Below are 18,428 nucleotides of genomic sequence, written 5' to 3'. Positions count from 1 at the left end.
GTCGGGTTCAGCCGATGTAGGACATGACGTGCTTGATGCGGGTGTAGTCGTCGAACCCGTACTGGGACAGGTCCTTGCCGTAGCCGGAGTGCTTGAAGCCGCCGTGCGGCATCTCGGCGACGATCGGGATGTGCGTGTTGATCCACACGCACCCGAAGTCGAGGTCGCGGGCGAAGCGCATCGCCCTGGCGTGGTCGGTGGTCCACACCGAGCTGGCGAGGCCGTACTCGACGTCGTTCGCGGCGCGGAGCGCCTCGGCTTCGGTGGCGAAGCGCTGCACGGTCTGCACGGGACCGAAGACCTCCTGCTGCACGATCCGGTCGTCCTGCCGGAGCCCGGACACGATCGTGGCCTCGTGGAAGTAGCCGACGTCCCCCTGTCGCGACCCGCCGGCCTCGATGGTGGCGTGGTCGGGGAGCGTGTCGACGAAGGAGCGCACCTGGGCGAGCTGGGCCGCGTTGTTCACCGGGCCGAAGTACGGGGCCGCGGAACCGGGTCCGCTCTGCGCGTGCGCCCGGGCCTCTTCGGCGAGCGCCGCGACGAACTCGTCGTGGATGCCGTCCTGCACCAGGAGCCGGGTGGCCGCGGTGCAGTCCTGCCCGGCGTTGAAGAAGCCGGCGGCGACGATCCCGGCCACAGCGGACGGGATGTCGGCGTCGTCGAACACGATCACCGGCGCCTTGCCGCCGAGCTCCAGGTGCGTCCGCTTGAGGTCACCGGCGGCAGCGCGGGCGACCGCCATGCCGGCGCGGACCGACCCGGTGATGGACACGAGCTGCGGGGTGGGGTGGTCGATCATCGCGGCGCCGGTGGTGCGGTCCCCGACGACGACGTTGAGGACGCCGGGCGGCAGGAACTCGGCGGCGACCTCGGCGAGCAGCAGGGTGGACAGCGGGGTCGTGTCGCTCGGCTTGAGGACGGTCGTGTTGCCCGCGGCGATGGCGGGGGCGAACTTCCACACGGCCATGTTGAGCGGGTAGTTCCACGGGGTGACCTGGGCGACGACGCCGATCGGCTCGCGGCGGACGAACGAGGTGTGGTCGGCCAGGTACTCGCCGGCGCTCCGCCCCTCGAGGTTCCGGGCGGCGCCGGCGAAGAACCGGATCTGGTCGACGGAGAGCAGGATCTCGTCCTCGACCAGGGTGGCGCGGGGCTTGCCGGTGTCGAGGGACTCCAGGTCCGCGAACTCCCCGGCCCGCTGCTCCATCGCGTCGGCGATCCGGAAGAGTGCGAGCTGGCGCTCCCCGGGGGTGGTGCGCCGCCAGGTGTCGAACGCGGTGCTCGCGGCGGTGAACGCGGCGTCGACGTCATCGGCGGTGGAGACCGGCGAGGTGCCGTACACGTGCTCGTCGGTCGGGTCGACGAGGTCCATCGCGCGGTCGCCACGGGCGTCCACGTGCTCGCCCCCGATGAAGTTCCGCAGGGGACGCGTCGTCGTGCTGTCCAGCATGGCGGTGATACTGGCACGGAAAACGGCAGTTCGGAAGACTTGTAACAACGGAAATCGTCGCGAAACACGGTGTTCACAACGGAATCCCTTGCTTTCCGAGCGAAGGCGCTGCCATGCTGTGCGGCATGGCGGCAGCACCACGACGTCCGGGTCCCATCGACGACACCTCGAAGCGGATCATCGAACAACTCCAGGCCGACGGTCGTCGCCCGTACGGCGAGATCGGCAAGGCCGTCGGTCTCAGCGAGGCGGCGGTCCGCCAACGGGTCCAGAAGCTCACCGAGACCGGCGTCATGCAGATCGTCGCGGTCACCGATCCCCTCCAGCTCGGGTTCCACCGGCAGGCGATGATCGGCATCCGCGTGAACGGCGACACCAGGAGCGTCGCCGACGAACTCGAGAAGCTGGCCTCGGTCGACTACCTCGTGATGACCGCCGGCAGCTTCGACCTCATGGTGGAGGTCGTCTGCGAGGACGACGACGACCTCATCGAACTGCTCAACGGCACCATCCGTGCGATCCCGGGCGTGACCGGGACCGAGACGTTCGTCTACCTGCAACTCCGCAAACAGCTCTACGACTGGGGAACGCGATGACCATCTCCGATCAGCAGCCCACCCGACTGGGCTCCTACGACCCGTTCGCAAGGGTCGACAACGAGGACTTGCAGCAGAAGTCCCGCGACCACCTGTGGATGCACTTCGCCCGGCACGGTGCGAACCAGGCCGGGGCCGAGGTCCCGATCATGGTCCGTGGCGAGGGCCACCACGTCTACGACAGCCACGGCAAGGAGTACATCGACGGGCTCTCCGGCCTGTTCGTCGTCGCCGCCGGGCACGGCCGGAAGCGCCTGGCCGAGATGGCCGCCAAGCAGGCCGAGACCCTGTCCTTCTTCCCGATCTGGTCGTACGCGCACCCCGCGGCGATCGAGCTCGCCGACCGGCTGGCCGACCACGCTCCCGGCGACCTCAACAAGGTGTTCTTCTCGACCGGCGGCGGCGAGGCCGTCGAGACCGCGTTCAAGCTGGCGAAGCACTACTGGAAGCTCCGCGGCAAGCCGATGAAGCACAAGGTGATCTCCCGCGCGGTGGCCTACCACGGCACCCCGCAGGGAGCCCTGGCCATCACCGGCATCCCGGCGATGAAGCAGATGTTCGAGCCGCTCACCCCCGGTGGGCTCCGCGTCCCGAACACGAACTACTACCGCTCCGCCGAGATGGGCTTCGCCGGTGCGACCGAGGAGGAGTTCGGCTTCTGGGCGGCCGAACGCATCCGCGAGATGATCGAGTTCGAGGGACCCGACACCGTCGCCGCGGTCTTCCTCGAACCCGTGCAGAACTCCGGCGGCTGCTTCACCCCGCCGCCCGGGTACTTCCAGCGGGTCCGCGCAATCTGCGACGAGTACGACGTCCTGCTCGTCTCCGACGAGGTGATCTGCGCCTTCGGGCGGATCGGCACCATGTTCGCCTGCGACACCTACGGCTTCGTCCCGGACATGATCACCTGCGCGAAGGCCATGACCTCCGGGTACTCCCCCATCGGCGCGACGATCATCAGCGACAAGATCTTCGAGCCGTTCTCGACGGGCGACACGACCTTCTACCACGGGTACACGTTCGGCGGGCACCCGGTCTCCGCCGCCGTCGCGATGGAGAACCTCGACATCTTCGAGGAAGAAGGGCTGCTCGCCAACGTCCAGCAGAACGCCCCGCTCTTCAAGGCCGAACTCGACACGCTGCGCGACCTGCCGATCGTCGGCGACGTCCGCGGCGACGGGTACTTCTACGGCATCGAGCTCGTCAAGGACAAGGCCACCAAGACGACCTTCGATGACGCCGAGTCCGAGCGCCTGCTCCGCGGGTTCCTGTCGAAGGCGCTGTTCGACGCCGGGCTGTACTGCCGCGCCGACGACCGCGGCGACCCCGTCGTGCAGCTCGCACCGCCGCTCACCATCGGGCAGCCGGAGTTCCGCGAGATGACCTCGATCCTGCGGAGCGTCCTGTCCGAGGCCTGGACGAAGATCTGACGATGTCGGGCTACCGGGGCGTCTCGTTCTGGCTCGACGCGCTCGTCACCGGCGGACGCGACGACCTGACGCCCCGGCCGCCGCTCGACGGCGACACCACCGCGGACGTCTGCATCGTCGGCGGTGGGCTGACGGGTCTCTGGACCGCGTGGTACCTGCACCAGGCCGACCCGCGCCTCCAGATCGTCGTCGTGGAACGCGAGATCGCGGGGTTCGGCGCGTCCGGACGGAACGGCGGCTGGTGCTCGGCGCTGTTCCCGGCCTCGGCGGGCTCCCTCGCCCGGCGGTACGGGCGCGAGGCCGCCCTCGCGATGCGTGCCGCGATGCGCGACACGGTCGACGAGGTGGGCCGCGCTGCGGCGTCCGCCGGCATCGAATGCGACTACGTCAAGGGTGGCACCGTCCTCTACGCACGCTCGGCCGTGCAGGAACGTGCTGCCCGCGACGAGGTCGCGTCGTCCGCGGAGTGGGGCGACGACATGACCTGGCGCGAAGCACGCGCCGGCGACGCCGCCGGTTCGGCCGGCGTCGCCTGGACCCCGGACTGCGCACGGGTCCAGCCCGCCGCACTGGTACGAGGCCTCGCGGCCGCCCTGGAGGCGCGGGGCGTCCGGATCGCGGAGCACACGCCCGCCAGGTCGTGGGCTCCAGGGCGTGTGGTCACGTCCCACGGGACCGTCTCGGCCGGCGCCGTCGTGATCGCCGTCGAGGGCTACGGCGCGCAGCTGGCGCAGACGAAACGGCGCATCCTGCCGCTCTACTCGCTCATGATCGCGACCGCTCCGCTGCCCCCCGCCGTGTGGGACCGGATCGGACTCGAGCACGGGCAGACCTTCTCGGACTACCGGCACCTGCTCGTCTACGGGCAGCGGACGGCCGACGACCGCCTCGCCTTCGGCGGACGCGGGGCCCGGTACCACTGGGGCTCGGCGATCACGCCCGGGTACGACCGGGTACCGCGGGTGTTCGCGCACCTCCGCGCCGCGCTCGTCGACCTGTTCCCCGCCGTGGCCGACGCCCCGATCACCCACACCTGGGGCGGTCCGCTCGGGGTGCCCCGCGACTGGTGCGCTTCCGTCACGTGGGACGGGCACGTCGGCACCGCCGGCGGCTACGTGGGCGACGGGCTCTCGACGACCAACCTGGCCGGGCGGACGCTCGCCGACCTCGTGCGTGGGGTCTCCTCACCGCTGACCGCCCTGCCGTGGGTGAACCACCGGTCGCCGGACTGGGAGCCCGAGCCACTGCGGTTCCTCGGCGCGAACGCCGGGCTGGTGGCGACCGACCTCGCCGACCGCGAGGAAGCGCTCACCGGCCGACCGAGCCTGGCCGCGAAGCTCACGGCACCACTGACCGGAGGACACTGATGGTCGCTGCTGACACCGACGTCGTCGTCGTGGGGGCCGGGGTCGCCGGACTCGCCGCCGCTCGAGCACTGGCCCTCGGCGGACGACGGGTCGTCGTGCTCGAGGCCCGGGACCGCATCGGCGGCCGCACCTGGACCGACTCCGCGCTCGGTGTACCGGTCGACCTCGGGGCGTCGTGGATCCACGGCATCGACGGCAACCCGCTCCGGGACCTGGCGTCCGCGTTCGGCATCGACACCGTCGAGTTCACCGTCGGGAGCTTCCAGTTCGACGGGCGCCCGATCGCCTGGCACGACCCCGCCGGTCGACGACTGTCGCCCGCAGCCGCGTCGGCGTTCGTGGACGACCTGCACGCCCTGGACGCCGCGCTCGAGACCGTCGTCGCCGCCGCCCCACCGCCCTCGACCTACGCCACCGCCGTCGACACCGCGTTGCGGGCGCTCGGCTGGCAGGGCGACCGCGCCGCCCGGATCCGGGAGTACACGGCACACCGTTCCGAGGACCTCTGTGGCGCGCCCGTCACCGTGCTCGACGCCCACGGCCTCGACGAGGAGCACGTCGCCGGGGACGAGGTGGTGTTCCCCAGCGGCTACGCCCAGTACGCGCACGCCCTGGCCGAGGGGCTGGACGTCCGGCTCGGGTCGGAGGTCCGCTCGGTCCGGACCACCGACGGCGGCGTGGTCGTCGGCCTGGCCGACGGCACCACCGTGACCGCGGCCGACGTCGTCGTCACCGTGCCGCTCGGCGTCCTCCAGGCCGGCGCGGTCACGTTCGAGCCGCCGCTCGACCCCGAGGTCCTCGACGCGATGGGCCGGCTCGGCATGGGCGTCTACGACAAGGTCTTCCTGCGGTTCCCGACGAGGTTCTGGGGCGACGACTGGGTCGTGCGACAGCAGGGGTCGGCGGGCGTGGACTGGCACTCCTGGTACGACATGTCCCGCGTCACCGGCGAACCCGTGCTCGCTGCCCTGGTCGGTGGGGCCGGCGCCCGGCGGATCGAGTCGCTGCCCGACGCGCTCGTCATCGACGAGGGGCTCGCCGCACTCCGGCGGATGTTCGGCGACGACGTCCCCGTGCCGGACGGGTACCGGATCACCCGGTGGGCGGCGGACCCGTTCGCGCGGGGGTCGTACTCGTACCTGCACGTGGGGGCGAGCCCGGACGACCACGACCTGCTCGGGACGCCGTCCGGACGGGTGCAGCTCGCCGGGGAGGCCACGTGGGGGGACGACCCCGCGACGGTGCACGGGGCGCTGCTGTCCGGGTTGCGGGCGGCGGGGCGGCTGCTCGGCGCCGAGGTGGAGCCGATCTCGCTCGCACGGTCGGTACCACGATGAAGTCATCAATGCCGACCTCCTGGCTGCCGCGTCGATGAGCACCTCCGCATCGCACGCAGACGCCCGAGCCGCCCCTGGGGTGTCACACTGCCTCCTGTGAGCACGACGCGGACGCACCCACGGCACGAGCACCGCGCACCCGTCGCGATCGCGGTCCTCGTCAACCTCGCGCTCGCACTGCTGCTCCCCGACCAGGTGCTGTTCTTCCCGTCGTGGGCGGTGCCGCTCCTCGGCGTCCTCCTGCTGACGCCCCTGATCGTGTTCAACCCGCGGCGCCTGACCCGCGAGACGACCTGGTCGCGGTGGCTCTCGACCGGCCTCGCCGTGCTGCTCACCGTCGCGAACCAGCTCACCGTGGTCCGAACCGTCATCGAGCTCCTGCACGGACACGCCGAGGGCGGAGCCGTCCTGCTCACGGCCCTGCAGGTGTGGGTGAGCAGCATCATCGCGTTCGGGCTCGTGTACTGGGAACTCGACCGCGGTGGCCCGGTCGCCAGGCGGCAGCCGGGGCCGTGGGACTCGGACGAGGCGGACTTCCTGTTCCCCCAGGAGTCCGACCCGAAGCGTGCCGACTGGCGCCCGGTGTACCTCGACTACCTCTACGTGGCGATGACGAACATGGTCGCGTTCAGCCCGACCGACACCATGCCGATGACGGTGCGCGCGAAGATGATCATGGCCTACCAGGCACTCGGCGGGTTCATCCTGCTGGCACTTGTCATCTCCCGGGCGGTGAACATCATCAACTGACCGCGGGCACCCGTCCGCACGGTCACGCGCGACCGACGAGCGCCTCGGACACGTCCCAGAGCCGAGCGGCGTCCTCGTCCCGGAGCAGCGGCGCCCACGGCTTCCGACGCCCGGCCGGTCCGCCGAGCTGTCCGAGCCCGGTCGGGCCGACGAACGCACCGTCGAGGTCGGCACCCGTCGCGGCGAGCAGCGCCGGCTCCGCCGCCGAGGCCGGTGTCCCGACGAGGAGGCCCCGGGCCGACAGCCAGCGGATCGCCCGCACGGCCGCGGTGTCCCCGGCCCGACCGATCTCCGGACGCGCTGCGAGCAGACTGGTCGGGGCGACGCCCGGGTGGCTGACCGCACTCGTGATCCCCCAGCCGCCGGCACGGCTCCGTCGCCCGAGCTCGAGTGCGAAGAGCGCGCACGCGAGCTTCGACTGCCCGTACGCCCGCGCGACGTCGTAGTCCCGCTCGAACTGCAGGTCGTCCCACCGGATCGAGGCCCGCTGCGCCGCGACGCTCGACTGCATCACGACCCGGCCGCTCGCGGCCCGCAGCAGCGGGAGGAGGCTGCCGACGAGCGCGACGTGCCCGAGGTGGTTCGTGCCGAACTGCAGCTCGAAGCCGTCCCGGGTCGTCTGCCGCTCCGGCGGGTTCATCACGCCGGCGTTCCCCACGAACACGTCGATGGGGGTGCCGTCGGACCGCAGCCGATCGCCGAGCGTCGACACGGACTCGAGCGAGGACAGGTCCAGGTCCTCGAGCAGCACGGACGCCCGCGGGTGTTGCTCGGTGATCCGCGCGACGGCGACCGCCCCCTTGTCGCGGTTGCGGACGGGCACGACCAGCTCGGCGCCCGCTCCGGCGAAGCGGGCGGCGATCTCGAGTCCGATGCCGTCGCTCGCCCCGGTCACCAGGACCCGGCGGCCGCCGAGGTCCGGGATGGTCAGTCGTTCGTTCCGTGCCATGGTTCGCCGCTCCCGTCGTGGTGAGCGCCCGATCCGGCACCCGGGTCGATCGTCGCGCCGCGGCCCTGCCACAACCACGGCCTGACGATCCGTGGCTCCGCGCTCCGGGCAGGGAGAGGATGGGCGCATGATCGACCGAGCGTCCCTGGCGGACTTCCTCCGCAGCCGTCGGACAGCCCTGCAGCCCGAGGACGTCGGCCTCGCCCGGGGCCAGCGCCGGCGCACGAGCGGGCTGCGGCGTGAAGAGGCGGCACTGCTCAGCAACATGTCCGTCGACTACTACGCGCGGCTCGAGCGGGAGCGCGGCCCGCAGCCGTCCGACCAGATGCTCGCGTCCATCGCGCAGGGGCTCCGCCTCACGATCGCGGAGCGCGACCACCTCTTCCGCCTCGCCGGACACGAGCCCCCGACGGTGGCTTCCGGCGGGGACCACGTCAGTCCCGGCATGATGCGCATCTTCGACCGGCTGGCGGACAGTCCTGCCGAGATCGTCACCGAGCTGGGCGAGACGCTGCAGCAGACCGCCCTCGCCGCCGAACTCACCGGGGACGCCACGGGCCGACGGGGTGACGAGCGGAGCATCGGGTACCGGTGGTTCGCCGACCCGCGCTCCCGGGACGTCCACCCGGTCGAGGACCACCCCTTCCTGTCCCGGATGTACGCCTCGGGCCTCCGCACGGTCATCGCACGCCGGGGTCCCACGTCCCGTGCCGCCCACCTCGCCGAACGACTGCTCGCGACCAGCGACGAGTTCCGCGAGGTCTGGGCGCGCCACGAGGTCGGCATCCGCCCGCGTGACGTGAAGGCCTACCGGCACCCGGAGGTCGGGCTGCTCACCCTGCAGTGCCAGGTGCTGCAGGACCCGGACAGCTCGCAGAACCTGCTCGTCTACACCGCCGAACCGGGCAGCGAGACCGCCGAGCGGCTCCGCCTGCTGTCCGTCGTCGGCTCCTCGGGCGTCCGCGGCTGAGGCTTGCACTTGTTGATCTACTGATCAACAATGGTCCCATGGACGTCACCGTCGCAACCGTGCAGCCGTCTCCCCTCCACGAGGACACCGGCACCCCTCGCCGCCGTGTCCGCGTCGCACTCGTGCAGACCCGCTGGCACGAGGACCCGGTCGAGCACCGCGCCACCCTCGCGGACGGCATCGCCGCGGCAGCCGCGAACGGCGCCGCAGCCGTGTTCCTCCAGGAGCTCACGCTCTCCCGCTACCCGGGCGACACCCCCGCGACCGGGGCGCCGAAGGACCAGGCGGAGTCCCTCGCCGACGGCCCGACGATCACGTTCGCCCGCGCGCAGGCGATCGAGCACGGAGTGTTCGTGCACGCCTCGCTGTACGAGCGGCCCGCCGAGGGCGACCAGCCTGACGACCCGCGCGGCTACAACACGGCGATCCTCGTCGCACCCGACGGCACCCTGGTCGGCCGGACCCGCAAGACGCACATCCCGATCAGCGCCGGCTACTACGAGGACACCTACTTCCGCCCGGGTCCCGACGCGGACGCGTTCCCGGTGTACGAGCCGACCGGACTCGGTGCGCGGGTGGGGCTCCCGACGTGCTGGGACGAGTGGTTTCCCGAAGTCGCCCGGTCGTACGGCCTCGCCGGCTCCGAGGTGCTCGCCTACCCGACCGCGATCGGGTCCGAGCCGACCTTCCCCGACTTCGACACCGCACTCATCTGGCGGCAGGTGATCGTGGCGAACGGCATCACGGCGGGGCAGTTCATGGTCGTCCCGAACCGCTGGGGCGACGAGGGCGACATCACCTTCTACGGCTCCTCGTTCATCTCCGACCCGTTCGGGCGCGTGCTCGTCGAGGCACCGCGCGACGCGGACGCGGTGCTCGTGGCCGACCTCGACCTCGACGCCCGCGTCGAGTGGCTCCGGCTCTTCCCCTTCTACCTGACCCGGCGACCCGACCTGTACGGCGGCCTCGTCGAGGAGGTCGACCCCGTGCGCGACGGGTACGGCGCGCGTGAGGCGATCCGCGCCTCCTGGACCGACGTGGTGCCCTCGTGAGCTGGCGGATGCCCGCGGAGACCGCTCCGCAGGAGCGCACCTGGATGGCGTTCCCCCGGCCCGGGCTCACGCTCGGCGACGATCCGGCGAGCGCCGAGGCGGCGCGTGCCGTCTGGGCGGCGACCGCGAACGCGATCAGCGAGTACCAACCGGTCACCGTGGTCGTCGACCCCGTGGCCCGCGCCGATGCCGACCGGCTGCTCTCCGGCGCGGTCGACGTGCTCGAGGCCCCGCTGGACGACTTCTGGATGCGCGACACCGGCCCGACGTTCGTCGTCGACGACGTCACCGGCGAGCTCGGCGCCGTGGACTGGATCTTCAACGGCTGGGGTGCGAACGCCTGGTCGACGTGGACCCGCGACGCACTCATCGCTGGCGTCGTGGCCAGTGCCGCGGGCGCCGAGCGGATCCCGTCCCTCCTCGTCAACGAGGGCGGCGCGATCCACGTCGACGGGACGGGCACGGTCCTCGTGACCGAGACGGTGCAGCTCGATGCCCGACGCAACCCGTACGCCGACCATGGCCGGGTGGAACAGGAACTCGCACGGACCATCGGTGCGACGGACGTGATCTGGCTCCCCAGGGGCCTCACTCGGGACTACGACGGGCTCGGGACACGAGGGCACGTGGACATGGTGGCGACCCTCCCCTCGCCGGACGTCGTGCTCCTCCACGCCCAGCCGGACGCCGGGCACCCCGACCACCTCGTCATGCCGCAGGTCCGGGCCGCGCTCGAAGCCGCGACCGACGCGACGATCGTGGAGCTGCCGGCTCCGGCGACGCGCTCCGACGAGGGCGGGCCGGTGGACTGGAACTACGTGAACCACGTCGTGGTGAACGGGGCCGTGATCGCGTGCGGGTTCGGGGAACCGGCGGCGGACGACCGTGCGCGGGGGATCCTGGCGGACGTCTACCCGGGGCGCGACGTGCGGACGGTCGACGCCCGCGAGGTGTTCGCGCGCGGTGGTGGGCTGCACTGCATCACGCAGCAGCAGCCGGCTCGCCGACCCGCCCGCGAACAGCGCTGAAGCGCTCCGTCGCACCGTGACCCACGCAACCGCCACCGCGTACACCGACCCCGACGACGGTGTACTCCGCGGCGGGTCATCCGGTGCCGGACCCGTCGGTAGGGTCGGCGCACCGGTCCACCTCGACACGGTCCGCGCACCGTCGCGCGGCCCCCGGCCCTAGGGAACTCCCATGGCAACACCCACCGTCGTCACCGCGCCCCCAGGAGTCGCGCGGGGCGGATCGCTGAAGCGCAGTCTCGGCCTGTGGGCGATCGTCGGCCTCGGCCTCGGCTACATGACCCCGACCGTCGTGTTCGACACATTCGGGATCGTCTCCGGCGAGACCGACGGCGCCGTCCCGAGCGCGTACCTCATCGCCCTCGTGATCATGCTGCTGACCGCGGTCAGCTACGGGAAGATGGTCCGCGTCTACCCGGCGGCCGGCTCCGCGTACACCTACGTGCGGGAGTCGATCCACCCGAACGCCGGCTTCATGGTCGGCTGGGCGTCGCTCCTGGACTACCTGCTGCTGCCGATGGTGAACGCGCTCATCATCCGGCTGTACCTCGAGCAGGTCTTCCCGGCACTGCCGGCCTGGGTCACCGTCGTCGTGTACACGCTGTTCGTCACCACCGTGATCTGCCTGTCCATGCGCGGCACCTCGAACCTCAACATGGTGCTGCTCATCGGGGCGATCCTGGCGATGATCGCGTTCGTGGTGTTCGCCGTCATCGAGCTCGTCCGCGGCTCCGGCGCCGGCACGATCGTCAGCACGGAGCCGTTCGTGCACGACGGGGTCACGATGTCGGCGCTCCTCACCGGGGCGACGGTCGTGTGCTTCTCGTTCATCGGGTTCGACGCCGTGACGATGTACACGGAGGAGGCGAAGAGCGTCCGGATCATGCCGAAGGCGATCCTCATGACGGTCCTCATCGGCGGGCTGATCTTCCTCGTCTCGGCGTACTTCGCGCAGCTCCGGTTCCCGACGAACGCGCCGTTCGGCGAGTTCACCGACGACCCGCTGCCCCAGATCGGTCTGCTCGTCGGCGGGCGGGTGTTCCAGGCGATCCTCGTGGCTGCCGGCTTCATCGCGGCCCTGGCGTCGGGCCTGGCTTCGCACGCCAGCGTCGCCCGCATGCTGCTGGTGATGGGCCGCAACAACGTCCTGCCGAAGAAGGTCTTCGGCTACGTCAGCCCCCGCACCAGGACGCCGATCCCGAACGTCATCGTGGTGGGGGCGGTCACCCTGCTCGCGATGACGTTCTCGCTCGACACGATCTCGTCGTACATCAACTTCGGCGCGCTCATCGCGTTCACGTTCGTCAACCTGACCGTCATCGTGCACTTCGCCTGGCGCCAGGGTCGTCGGCACACCATGCGCGACCGCTTCACGTTCGTCGTGATGCCGGGTGTCGCGATGCTGCTGACCGGTGTTCTCTGGTCACAGCTGCACGCCGACGCGCTCATCGCCGGCGGCGTCTGGGCCGCGATCGGCTTCGTGTACCTCCTGGTGATCACCAAGGGGTTCCGGATCCAGCCGAGGGGCTTCGACGAGAACCAGCCCGTCACGGGCGTGAACAAGCAGCTGACCGAACAGCAAGCACAGGAGACACGATGACCGACACCGCCACCGTCTACGCCGTCACCGACCCCGCCACCGGTCAGGTGCTCACCACCTACCCGACGATCACCGACGACGAGCTCCGCGCCGTGATCGACACCGCGGACCGGGCCCACCGCGCCGACCGCAGCACCGTCGCCGAGCGGGCGGCGCTCCTGCACCGCGTGGCCGACCTCTACCGGGAGCGTCGCGACGACCTCGCCGCGACGATCGTCCGCGAGATGGCGAAGCCGATCGACCAGGCCGTCGGCGAGGTCGACTTCTGCGCCGACATCTACGACTACTACGCGGACCACGCCGAGGAGTTCACCGCCGACCAGCCGATCACCCTGGCGGACGGCAGCGAGGGCACCGCCTTCATCCGGAAGTCGTCGATCGGGGTGCTGCTCGGCATCATGCCGTGGAACTTCCCGGCCTACCAGATCGCCCGGTTCGCCGGCCCGAACCTCCTCATCGGCAACACGGTCCTGCTCAAGCACGCCCCGCAGTGCCCCGAGTCGGCCCTCGCCATCGAGCGGATCTTCCACGACGCCGGCTTCCCGGAGGGCGCCTACACGAACGTCTTCGCGACGAACGACCAGGCCGCGGACGTCATCGCCGACCCGCGCGTGCAGGGTGTCTCCCTGACCGGGTCGGCCCGTGCCGGCGCTGCGGTCGCGGAGATCGCCGGGCGGAACCTGACGAAGGTCGTGCTGGAGCTCGGCGGCTCCGACCCCTTCATCCTGCTCTCCACCGACGACCTGGACGCCGTCGTGGAGTCCGCCGTCGCCACCCGCCTCGAGGGCAACGGGCAGGTCTGCAACGCCGCGAAGCGCTTCCTCGTCGCCGACCACCTCTACGACGACTTCCTGGCGAAGTTCACGACGGCGATGGCCGCCGTCGAGCCGACCGACCCGACCACCCCCGGAGCCGAGCTCGGCCCGCTGTCCTCCCCCGCTGCCGCCGACCGGCTGCAGGAGCAGCTCAGTGCCGCGACGGCGCAGGGCGCGACCGTGGTGACCGGCGGCGAGCGCCGGGGCAACGCCTTCACGCCCACGGTGCTGGCCGACGTCACGCCGGAGAACGACGCCTACCGCGAAGAGTTCTTCGGCCCGGTCGCCGCCGTGTACCGGGTGGAGGACGAGGACGCCGCGATCACGATCGCGAACGACACCCCGTACGGCCTCGGCTCGTACCTGTTCACCACGGACGCCGAGCAGGCACTCCGGGTCGCCGACCGCATCGAGGCCGGCATGGTCTACGTGAACATCGTCGGTGCGGACAGCCCCGAGCTGCCGTTCGGCGGCGTCAAGGCGAGTGGGTTCGGCCGTGAGCTCGGGCCCCTCGGTGCGGACGAGTTCGTCAACAAGAAGCTGATCCGCATCGGCTGACGGACGGGAGGCGCGGTGCCGGCCGACACCGCGCCTCCCCTCCGTCCAGTGGTCGCGTCAGACCGCGATGCGTCCGCCGTCGACGGGCAGGACCGCGCCGTGCACGAAGGACGCCGCGTCCGTCGCGAGGAACACGATCGCCTCGGCGATCTCGGACGCCGTCCCCGGCCGCCCCGCGGGGCCCGCAGCGGCCAGTTGGTCGAGGCCCTCCCCCATGGCCGCGGTCCCCTCGGTACGGGTGGGCCCGGGGCTCACGGCGTTCACCCGCACGCCCGACGGTCCGAACTCGGCCGCCCACGACTTCGTCAACAGGACGAGCGCGGCCTTGGTCGAGCCGTACAGGCCCATGCCGGCGGCGCCGAACTCGGCGACCATCGTGGTCACGTTCACGATCGCGCCGTCACCGTGCTCGGCCATGCCCGGAGCGAGCGCCGCGACGAGGAAGTACGGTGCCTTGACGTTGACGTCGAACACCTCGTCGAACCCCTCGGCCGTGGTCGCGGCCGTGGGTCCGAACGGGAAGATGCCCGCGCTGTTGACGAGGACGTCGACGCGACCGCCCCCGATGGCGAGGGCCGCTCCGGCGAGGTCCCGCGCGCTCGCCTCGTCCCGCAGGTCGGCTCGTACGAAGTCCGCGGTCCCGCCGGCGGCGCGGATCGCCCGGACGACGTCGGCGCCGCGTTCCGCGTTGCGTCCGGAGACGACGACGTGCAGGCCGCGGGCGGCGAGGAGTTCGGCGGCGGCGCGGCCGATGCCGCTGGTGGAGCCGGTCACGAGAGCGGTCTTGCGCATGGTGGTCGTCCTATCTGAACAGATCAGTTCGTTTTGGTGCTGGTAACTGTACAGATCAGTGCAGTAAAGTCAAACCATGCCCGACACGACCGCACCCCGGACCCGCCGACGCCCCGCGTACGAGCGCGCCGTCGCCACCGCCGACCGGCTCTTCTACGAACAGGGCATCCACGCGGTCGGCGTCGACCAGGTCGCGGCGGAGGCGGACATCTCGAAGGCCAGCCTCTACGCGCACTTCCGCACGAAGGACGACCTGGTGCTCGGGTACCTCCGCGGTCGCAGCCGCTCGTGGCAGGAGCACGTCGCCGCCGAGCTGCCCGGTCGCGGCGCGAGCCCCCGGGAACGGGTCCTCGCGGTGTTCGACCTCCTCGGGGAGTGGTTCGCGGCCCCGGGGTACCGCGGCTGCCCGTTCATCAACGTGGAGGCCGAGTACGGCGTCGGCCACCCCACGCACGCGGTCACGCTCGAGCACCGGGACTGGGTGCGGGAACTCTTCGCGACGCTCCTCGCCGACGCCGGATCGACGGACCCCGACGGCACGGCGCTGCAGCTGTGCCTGCTGTACGACGGGGCGATGGCGAGCGCGCAGGCGGACGCGTCCCGCCCGTGGGCGGCAGCCGCGCGCGCCGCCGCCGAACGGATCGTGCACGACTGACGGTCGGCCCTAGGATCGGCTCGTGACCACCGGTGCTCCGCGCTCCCGCCCCGTCCTCGTGACCGTCGCCGTCGTGCTCTGGCTCGCGCTGTTCGCGTTCCAGTTCGTCTCGTCCCTGGTGGGGCTCACCGGACGAGTACGGGCCGACGGCCCCCTGGCGCTCCCCGCCTCCGTGATCGGCCTGGCGGTCCTCGCGTGGTTCGTGTTCGGTGCGCTCCGCGTCGGCCGTGGTTCGGGTCGCGCCCGGTTCTGGATGGCCGTCCTCGGCGCCCTGGCCGTGGTCGGAGCGGCATCCCCGCCGTACGGGGCCAAGACCGTGATCGGCGTCCTCAGCGGCGTGGCTGCAGTGTTGCCCTACCTGCCGGCGGCACGCGCGTACTTCCCGCCCCGCCCCCGGCGCGTCCGGAAGCCCGCGGAAGCCCGAGTGGTCGGCTGGGACCCGGACACGGGGGAACCCATCCGCGCGTCCGAGTGACGGCCGCCAGGACCTGACCGCTACTGCGGGTCGGCGGGCTCGCCACCCGAGTCGTGGTCGCTGTCCTTGTCCGGGTCCTTCGTGGCGTCGCCCGACGGTGACCCGTCCGGCAGGTCCTCGGTGTACTGGCGCTCGTCGTCGGTCGGTTCGCTGCTGCCGGTGGTGTCGCTCATGGCCGGGACGCTACGCGCGCGCCGGGTGACGCCTGCACAGGTGCCGTCCGGCGGCCGCGCAGCACGACGGCCACGCCGAGCGCTCCGAGCAGCACGAGTCCCGCGTCGACACCGACCGCGGTCCGGAGCGCGCCGAGCGACGCCAGCCCGCCGGCGGCGACGGCCACCGCGGAGAGCGCCGGCGTGCCGAGCGCCATCCCGATCTGCTGCGTCATCGTCGCGAGCCCGGACGCCAGCCCCTGCTCGTGGTCCGGGAGCCCGGACGTCGCCGCGACCATGAACGACACGATCGCGCACGTGTGCGGGACCGCCGCGATGAAGACGACGACGCCGTAGAGCCACAGGGACCCGCTCGAGGACCCGAGGAGCAGCAGGACGGCGGTGAGCAGTCCCTGCAGGGCGAGCCCGCCCACAGAGGTGTTCCGGACGCCGACCGCGGCGATGACCCGCGGGCCGACGACCCCACCGAGCACGGCACCGGCTCCCATGGCGCCGAGCATGAGGCCGGTCTGCATCGGGTCGAGGCCGAGCACGTGCTGGAGGTACATCGTGGACAGGAACACCAGACCGGTCTCCATCGTGAAGGTGGTGAAGCCCACGATGTGTCCGCCGAGGACCGTAGGGCGGCGCAGGAGTCCGAGCGGGACGAGCGGGTGCGGGTGCCGCCGTTCGGCGAACCCGAACGCCACCACGAACAGCGCGGCGACGACGAGTGACACGAGTCCGACCGGGTCGGCGATGCCGTGCTCACCGAACCGGGTCGCCGCGAACACCAGCGCCACGAGTCCGGCCGTGACGAGGACCGCTCCGCGGACGTCGAGCCGTGCCGCGACCCGCTCGGTCGACTCCCGCAGCACGACGAGCGCGACGACGATGACCGCCGCGGCGATCGGGACGTTCACGAGGAACGCGGCGCGCCAGGAGAACAGGTCGGTGAGGACGCCGCCGAGGACGGCCCCGCCGGTGAAGCCGAGCGACATCATCACGCTGTTGAGACCGAGCGCCCGCCGGCGCAAGGGACCCTCGGGGAACGTCCCCGTGAGCAGCGACAGCGCCGCCGGGGTCACGGCCGCCGTGGCGAGGCCCTGCAGCACCCGCGCGGTGAGGAGCACCTCCGGGGAGGTCGCGGAACCACCGAGCAGCGACGCCGCACCGAGCACGCCCATCCCGACGAGGAACAGCCGTCGGCGTCCGAGGGTGTCCCCGAGTCGGCCGAACAGCAGCGTGAAGCCCGCGGCGCAGAGCGCGAACGAGGTCGCGATCCACTGCACGTCGGCGGCGCGGAACCCGAGGCCGTCGGCGACGCGGGGCAGCGCGACGTTGAGGATCGAGAAGTCGACCGCGAGCATGAACTGCGACGCGAGCAGGAGGAGGAGCACCGTCAGCTGGCGCCCGGTCATCGAGGAGTGCATGCCGGTCAGCCTCGGGCCCGGGACCGCGCCGAGCCAGACCACCCGTCTGCGTACCACCGACAGGGTCAGACACGGGCGTTCCGCACCGTGGACCCGGGACGGATACTGAGGGCATGACCACTGAGCTCGGCGCCTTCCTCCGCAGCCGTCGCGCGGCCCTGCACCCCGAGGAGGTCGGCGTCCGGTCGTACGGCACGCGTCGCGTGCCCGGCCTCCGCCGGGAGGAACTGGCGCAGCTCGCCGGCGTCAGCGTCGCGTACTACACGCGGCTCGAGCAGTCCGACCACGCCGAGACGGCGTCGGACCAGGTGCTCGAGGCCCTCGGCCGCGCCCTGCAGCTCAACGGGGACGAGTCGGCGCACCTCCGCCGGCTCGCCCGACCGTCGCACGCCCGCGTCGTCGGTCCCGCCGAGGAGCGCGCCCGGTCGTCGCTGGTCGCGATCGTCGAGGCGATGACCGCACCGGCGATCGTGCTCGACCACAGCAACGACATCCACGCGTGGAACCGGCTCGGGAACCTGCTGCTCGCCCACGAGGTGCCCGTCGACGCTCCGCGCGACCCGGACCGACGGCCGAACTTCGCGCGCCGGTTCTTCTTCGGGCCCGGCGGCGCGGAGCTGTTCGCCGACGCGGAGGCGATGGCGGACGACGTGGTCGGGTTCCTGCGGTACTCGTCGAGCCTGCACCCGGACGACCTGCAGCTGAGCACGCTCGTCGGCGAGCTGACGCAGCGGTCCGACGACTTCGCGCGCATCTGGGCGGAGCACCCGGTGGGCGACTGCGGGTACGGCACGCACCACTACGCGCACCCCCTCGTCGGGCGGTTCGACCTGGACTACGAGGTCGTCCGCCCCGCGGAGTCCAGCCTCCGGGTGCTCCTGTACCACGCGGCGCCCGGCGGCCCGGCGGCCGACGCCCTGGAGCTGCTCGAGCACGTCTGCCGCGACCACTGAGCCGACGCGCTCAGACGACGGACGGGAGGCGCAGTGCCAGCTGGCACTGCGCCTCCCGTCCGTCTC

At 71.8% G+C, this 18,428-nt stretch carries 18 protein-coding genes; 13 read left to right on the top strand and 5 right to left on the bottom strand.

What is annotated here, in order from left to right:
- Positions 1 to 7: 7 nt before the first annotated feature.
- Positions 8 to 1,450 (bottom strand): aminobutyraldehyde dehydrogenase, encoded by a 1,443-nt coding sequence (locus tag FS825_RS07175; RefSeq protein ID WP_144711763.1) that lies wholly within the window; start codon positions 1,448 to 1,450, stop codon positions 8 to 10.
- Between the two features lie 125 nt (positions 1,451 to 1,575).
- Here FS825_RS07175 and FS825_RS07170 point away from each other — a divergent pair, with 125 nt between their 5' ends.
- The 5 genes from FS825_RS07170 to FS825_RS07150 all read left to right on the top strand — a co-directional run bounded on the left by FS825_RS07170 (position 1,576) and on the right by FS825_RS07150 (position 6,930).
- Entirely contained in the window at positions 1,576 to 2,046 is a 471-nt protein-coding gene (locus FS825_RS07170) for an Lrp/AsnC family transcriptional regulator (protein WP_186377109.1), read from the top strand.
- On the top strand, positions 2,043 to 3,476 hold the full coding sequence (locus FS825_RS07165) for an aspartate aminotransferase family protein (RefSeq protein ID WP_144711761.1): 1,434 nt from the start codon (positions 2,043 to 2,045) through the stop codon (positions 3,474 to 3,476). The genes FS825_RS07170 and FS825_RS07165 overlap by 4 nt, the downstream gene beginning before the upstream one ends.
- Before the next feature lie 2 nt (positions 3,477 to 3,478).
- Positions 3,479 to 4,843 (top strand): NAD(P)/FAD-dependent oxidoreductase, encoded by a 1,365-nt coding sequence (locus FS825_RS07160; RefSeq protein WP_144711760.1) that lies wholly within the window; start codon positions 3,479 to 3,481, stop codon positions 4,841 to 4,843.
- The gene (locus FS825_RS07155; RefSeq protein WP_144711759.1) at positions 4,843 to 6,180 is read left to right on the top strand and encodes a flavin monoamine oxidase family protein; all 1,338 of its coding nucleotides are present in this window, start codon (positions 4,843 to 4,845) and stop codon (positions 6,178 to 6,180) included. The genes FS825_RS07160 and FS825_RS07155 overlap by 1 nt, the downstream gene beginning before the upstream one ends.
- A gap of 96 nt (positions 6,181 to 6,276) precedes the next feature.
- Positions 6,277 to 6,930 carry a DUF1345 domain-containing protein gene (locus FS825_RS07150; RefSeq protein ID WP_144711758.1) on the top strand — a complete coding sequence of 218 codons (654 nt, stop codon included), beginning with the start codon at positions 6,277 to 6,279 and terminating at the stop codon, positions 6,928 to 6,930.
- A 22-nt stretch (positions 6,931 to 6,952) separates the two neighbouring features.
- Here the strand turns inward: FS825_RS07150 and FS825_RS07145 are convergent, their stop codons facing one another.
- Positions 6,953 to 7,879 carry an SDR family oxidoreductase gene (locus FS825_RS07145; RefSeq protein WP_144711757.1) on the bottom strand — a complete coding sequence of 309 codons (927 nt, stop codon included), beginning with the start codon at positions 7,877 to 7,879 and terminating at the stop codon, positions 6,953 to 6,955.
- 127 nt (positions 7,880 to 8,006) lie between these two features.
- On the opposite strand from FS825_RS07145, the gene FS825_RS07140 reads away from it, so the two are divergent.
- From FS825_RS07140 to FS825_RS07120, 5 genes are all read left to right on the top strand, one after another.
- Positions 8,007 to 8,849, top strand: coding sequence for a helix-turn-helix transcriptional regulator (locus FS825_RS07140; protein WP_144711756.1), 843 nt, complete (start codon positions 8,007 to 8,009; stop codon positions 8,847 to 8,849).
- Positions 8,850 to 8,887: 38 nt separating this feature from the next.
- Positions 8,888 to 9,901, top strand: coding sequence for a nitrilase-related carbon-nitrogen hydrolase (locus FS825_RS07135; RefSeq protein WP_144711755.1), 1,014 nt, complete (start codon positions 8,888 to 8,890; stop codon positions 9,899 to 9,901).
- Complete coding sequence (locus tag FS825_RS07130; protein WP_144711754.1) at positions 9,898 to 10,929, top strand: agmatine deiminase family protein; 1,032 nt, start codon at positions 9,898 to 9,900, stop codon at positions 10,927 to 10,929. Before FS825_RS07135 ends, FS825_RS07130 begins: the two co-directional genes overlap by 4 nt.
- A gap of 172 nt (positions 10,930 to 11,101) precedes the next feature.
- A complete protein-coding gene (locus tag FS825_RS07125; RefSeq protein ID WP_144711753.1) occupies positions 11,102 to 12,529 on the top strand; it encodes an APC family permease in 1,428 nt (475 codons plus the stop codon).
- On the top strand, positions 12,526 to 13,902 hold the full coding sequence (locus tag FS825_RS07120; RefSeq protein WP_144711752.1) for an NAD-dependent succinate-semialdehyde dehydrogenase: 1,377 nt from the start codon (positions 12,526 to 12,528) through the stop codon (positions 13,900 to 13,902). The genes FS825_RS07125 and FS825_RS07120 overlap by 4 nt, the downstream gene beginning before the upstream one ends.
- 57 nt (positions 13,903 to 13,959) lie before the next feature.
- Here the strand turns inward: FS825_RS07120 and FS825_RS07115 are convergent, their stop codons facing one another.
- Positions 13,960 to 14,694, bottom strand: a complete 735-nt coding sequence (locus FS825_RS07115) for an SDR family NAD(P)-dependent oxidoreductase (RefSeq protein WP_144711751.1) — start codon at positions 14,692 to 14,694, stop codon at positions 13,960 to 13,962.
- 76 nt (positions 14,695 to 14,770) lie between these two features.
- Between FS825_RS07115 and FS825_RS07110 the strand changes: the two genes are divergently transcribed.
- Both FS825_RS07110 and FS825_RS07105 read left to right on the top strand, forming a co-directional pair.
- Complete coding sequence (locus tag FS825_RS07110) at positions 14,771 to 15,349, top strand: TetR/AcrR family transcriptional regulator (RefSeq protein ID WP_144711750.1); 579 nt, start codon at positions 14,771 to 14,773, stop codon at positions 15,347 to 15,349.
- Positions 15,350 to 15,371: 22 nt separating this feature from the next.
- Positions 15,372 to 15,824, top strand: coding sequence for a hypothetical protein (locus FS825_RS07105; RefSeq protein ID WP_144711749.1), 453 nt, complete (start codon positions 15,372 to 15,374; stop codon positions 15,822 to 15,824).
- A gap of 20 nt (positions 15,825 to 15,844) precedes the next feature.
- Here the strand turns inward: FS825_RS07105 and FS825_RS18580 are convergent, their stop codons facing one another.
- Complete coding sequence (locus tag FS825_RS18580) at positions 15,845 to 15,997, bottom strand: hypothetical protein (RefSeq protein WP_186377108.1); 153 nt, start codon at positions 15,995 to 15,997, stop codon at positions 15,845 to 15,847.
- The gene (locus FS825_RS07100) at positions 15,994 to 17,409 is read right to left on the bottom strand and encodes an MFS transporter (protein WP_260981061.1); all 1,416 of its coding nucleotides are present in this window, start codon (positions 17,407 to 17,409) and stop codon (positions 15,994 to 15,996) included. Before FS825_RS07100 ends, FS825_RS18580 begins: the two co-directional genes overlap by 4 nt.
- 113 nt (positions 17,410 to 17,522) lie before the next feature.
- Between FS825_RS07100 and FS825_RS07095 the strand changes: the two genes are divergently transcribed.
- The gene (locus tag FS825_RS07095) at positions 17,523 to 18,362 is read left to right on the top strand and encodes a helix-turn-helix transcriptional regulator (RefSeq protein ID WP_144711748.1); all 840 of its coding nucleotides are present in this window, start codon (positions 17,523 to 17,525) and stop codon (positions 18,360 to 18,362) included.
- The last annotated feature ends 66 nt before the right edge of the window (positions 18,363 to 18,428 follow it).

It is taken from the genome of Curtobacterium pusillum (genome assembly GCF_007680845.1).
GTDB classification, from domain to species: Bacteria; Actinomycetota; Actinomycetes; order Actinomycetales; family Microbacteriaceae; genus Curtobacterium; species Curtobacterium pusillum_B.
The sequence above is the reverse complement of the archived record's forward strand: the minus strand, read 5'-3'. Positions and strand labels throughout refer to the sequence as shown.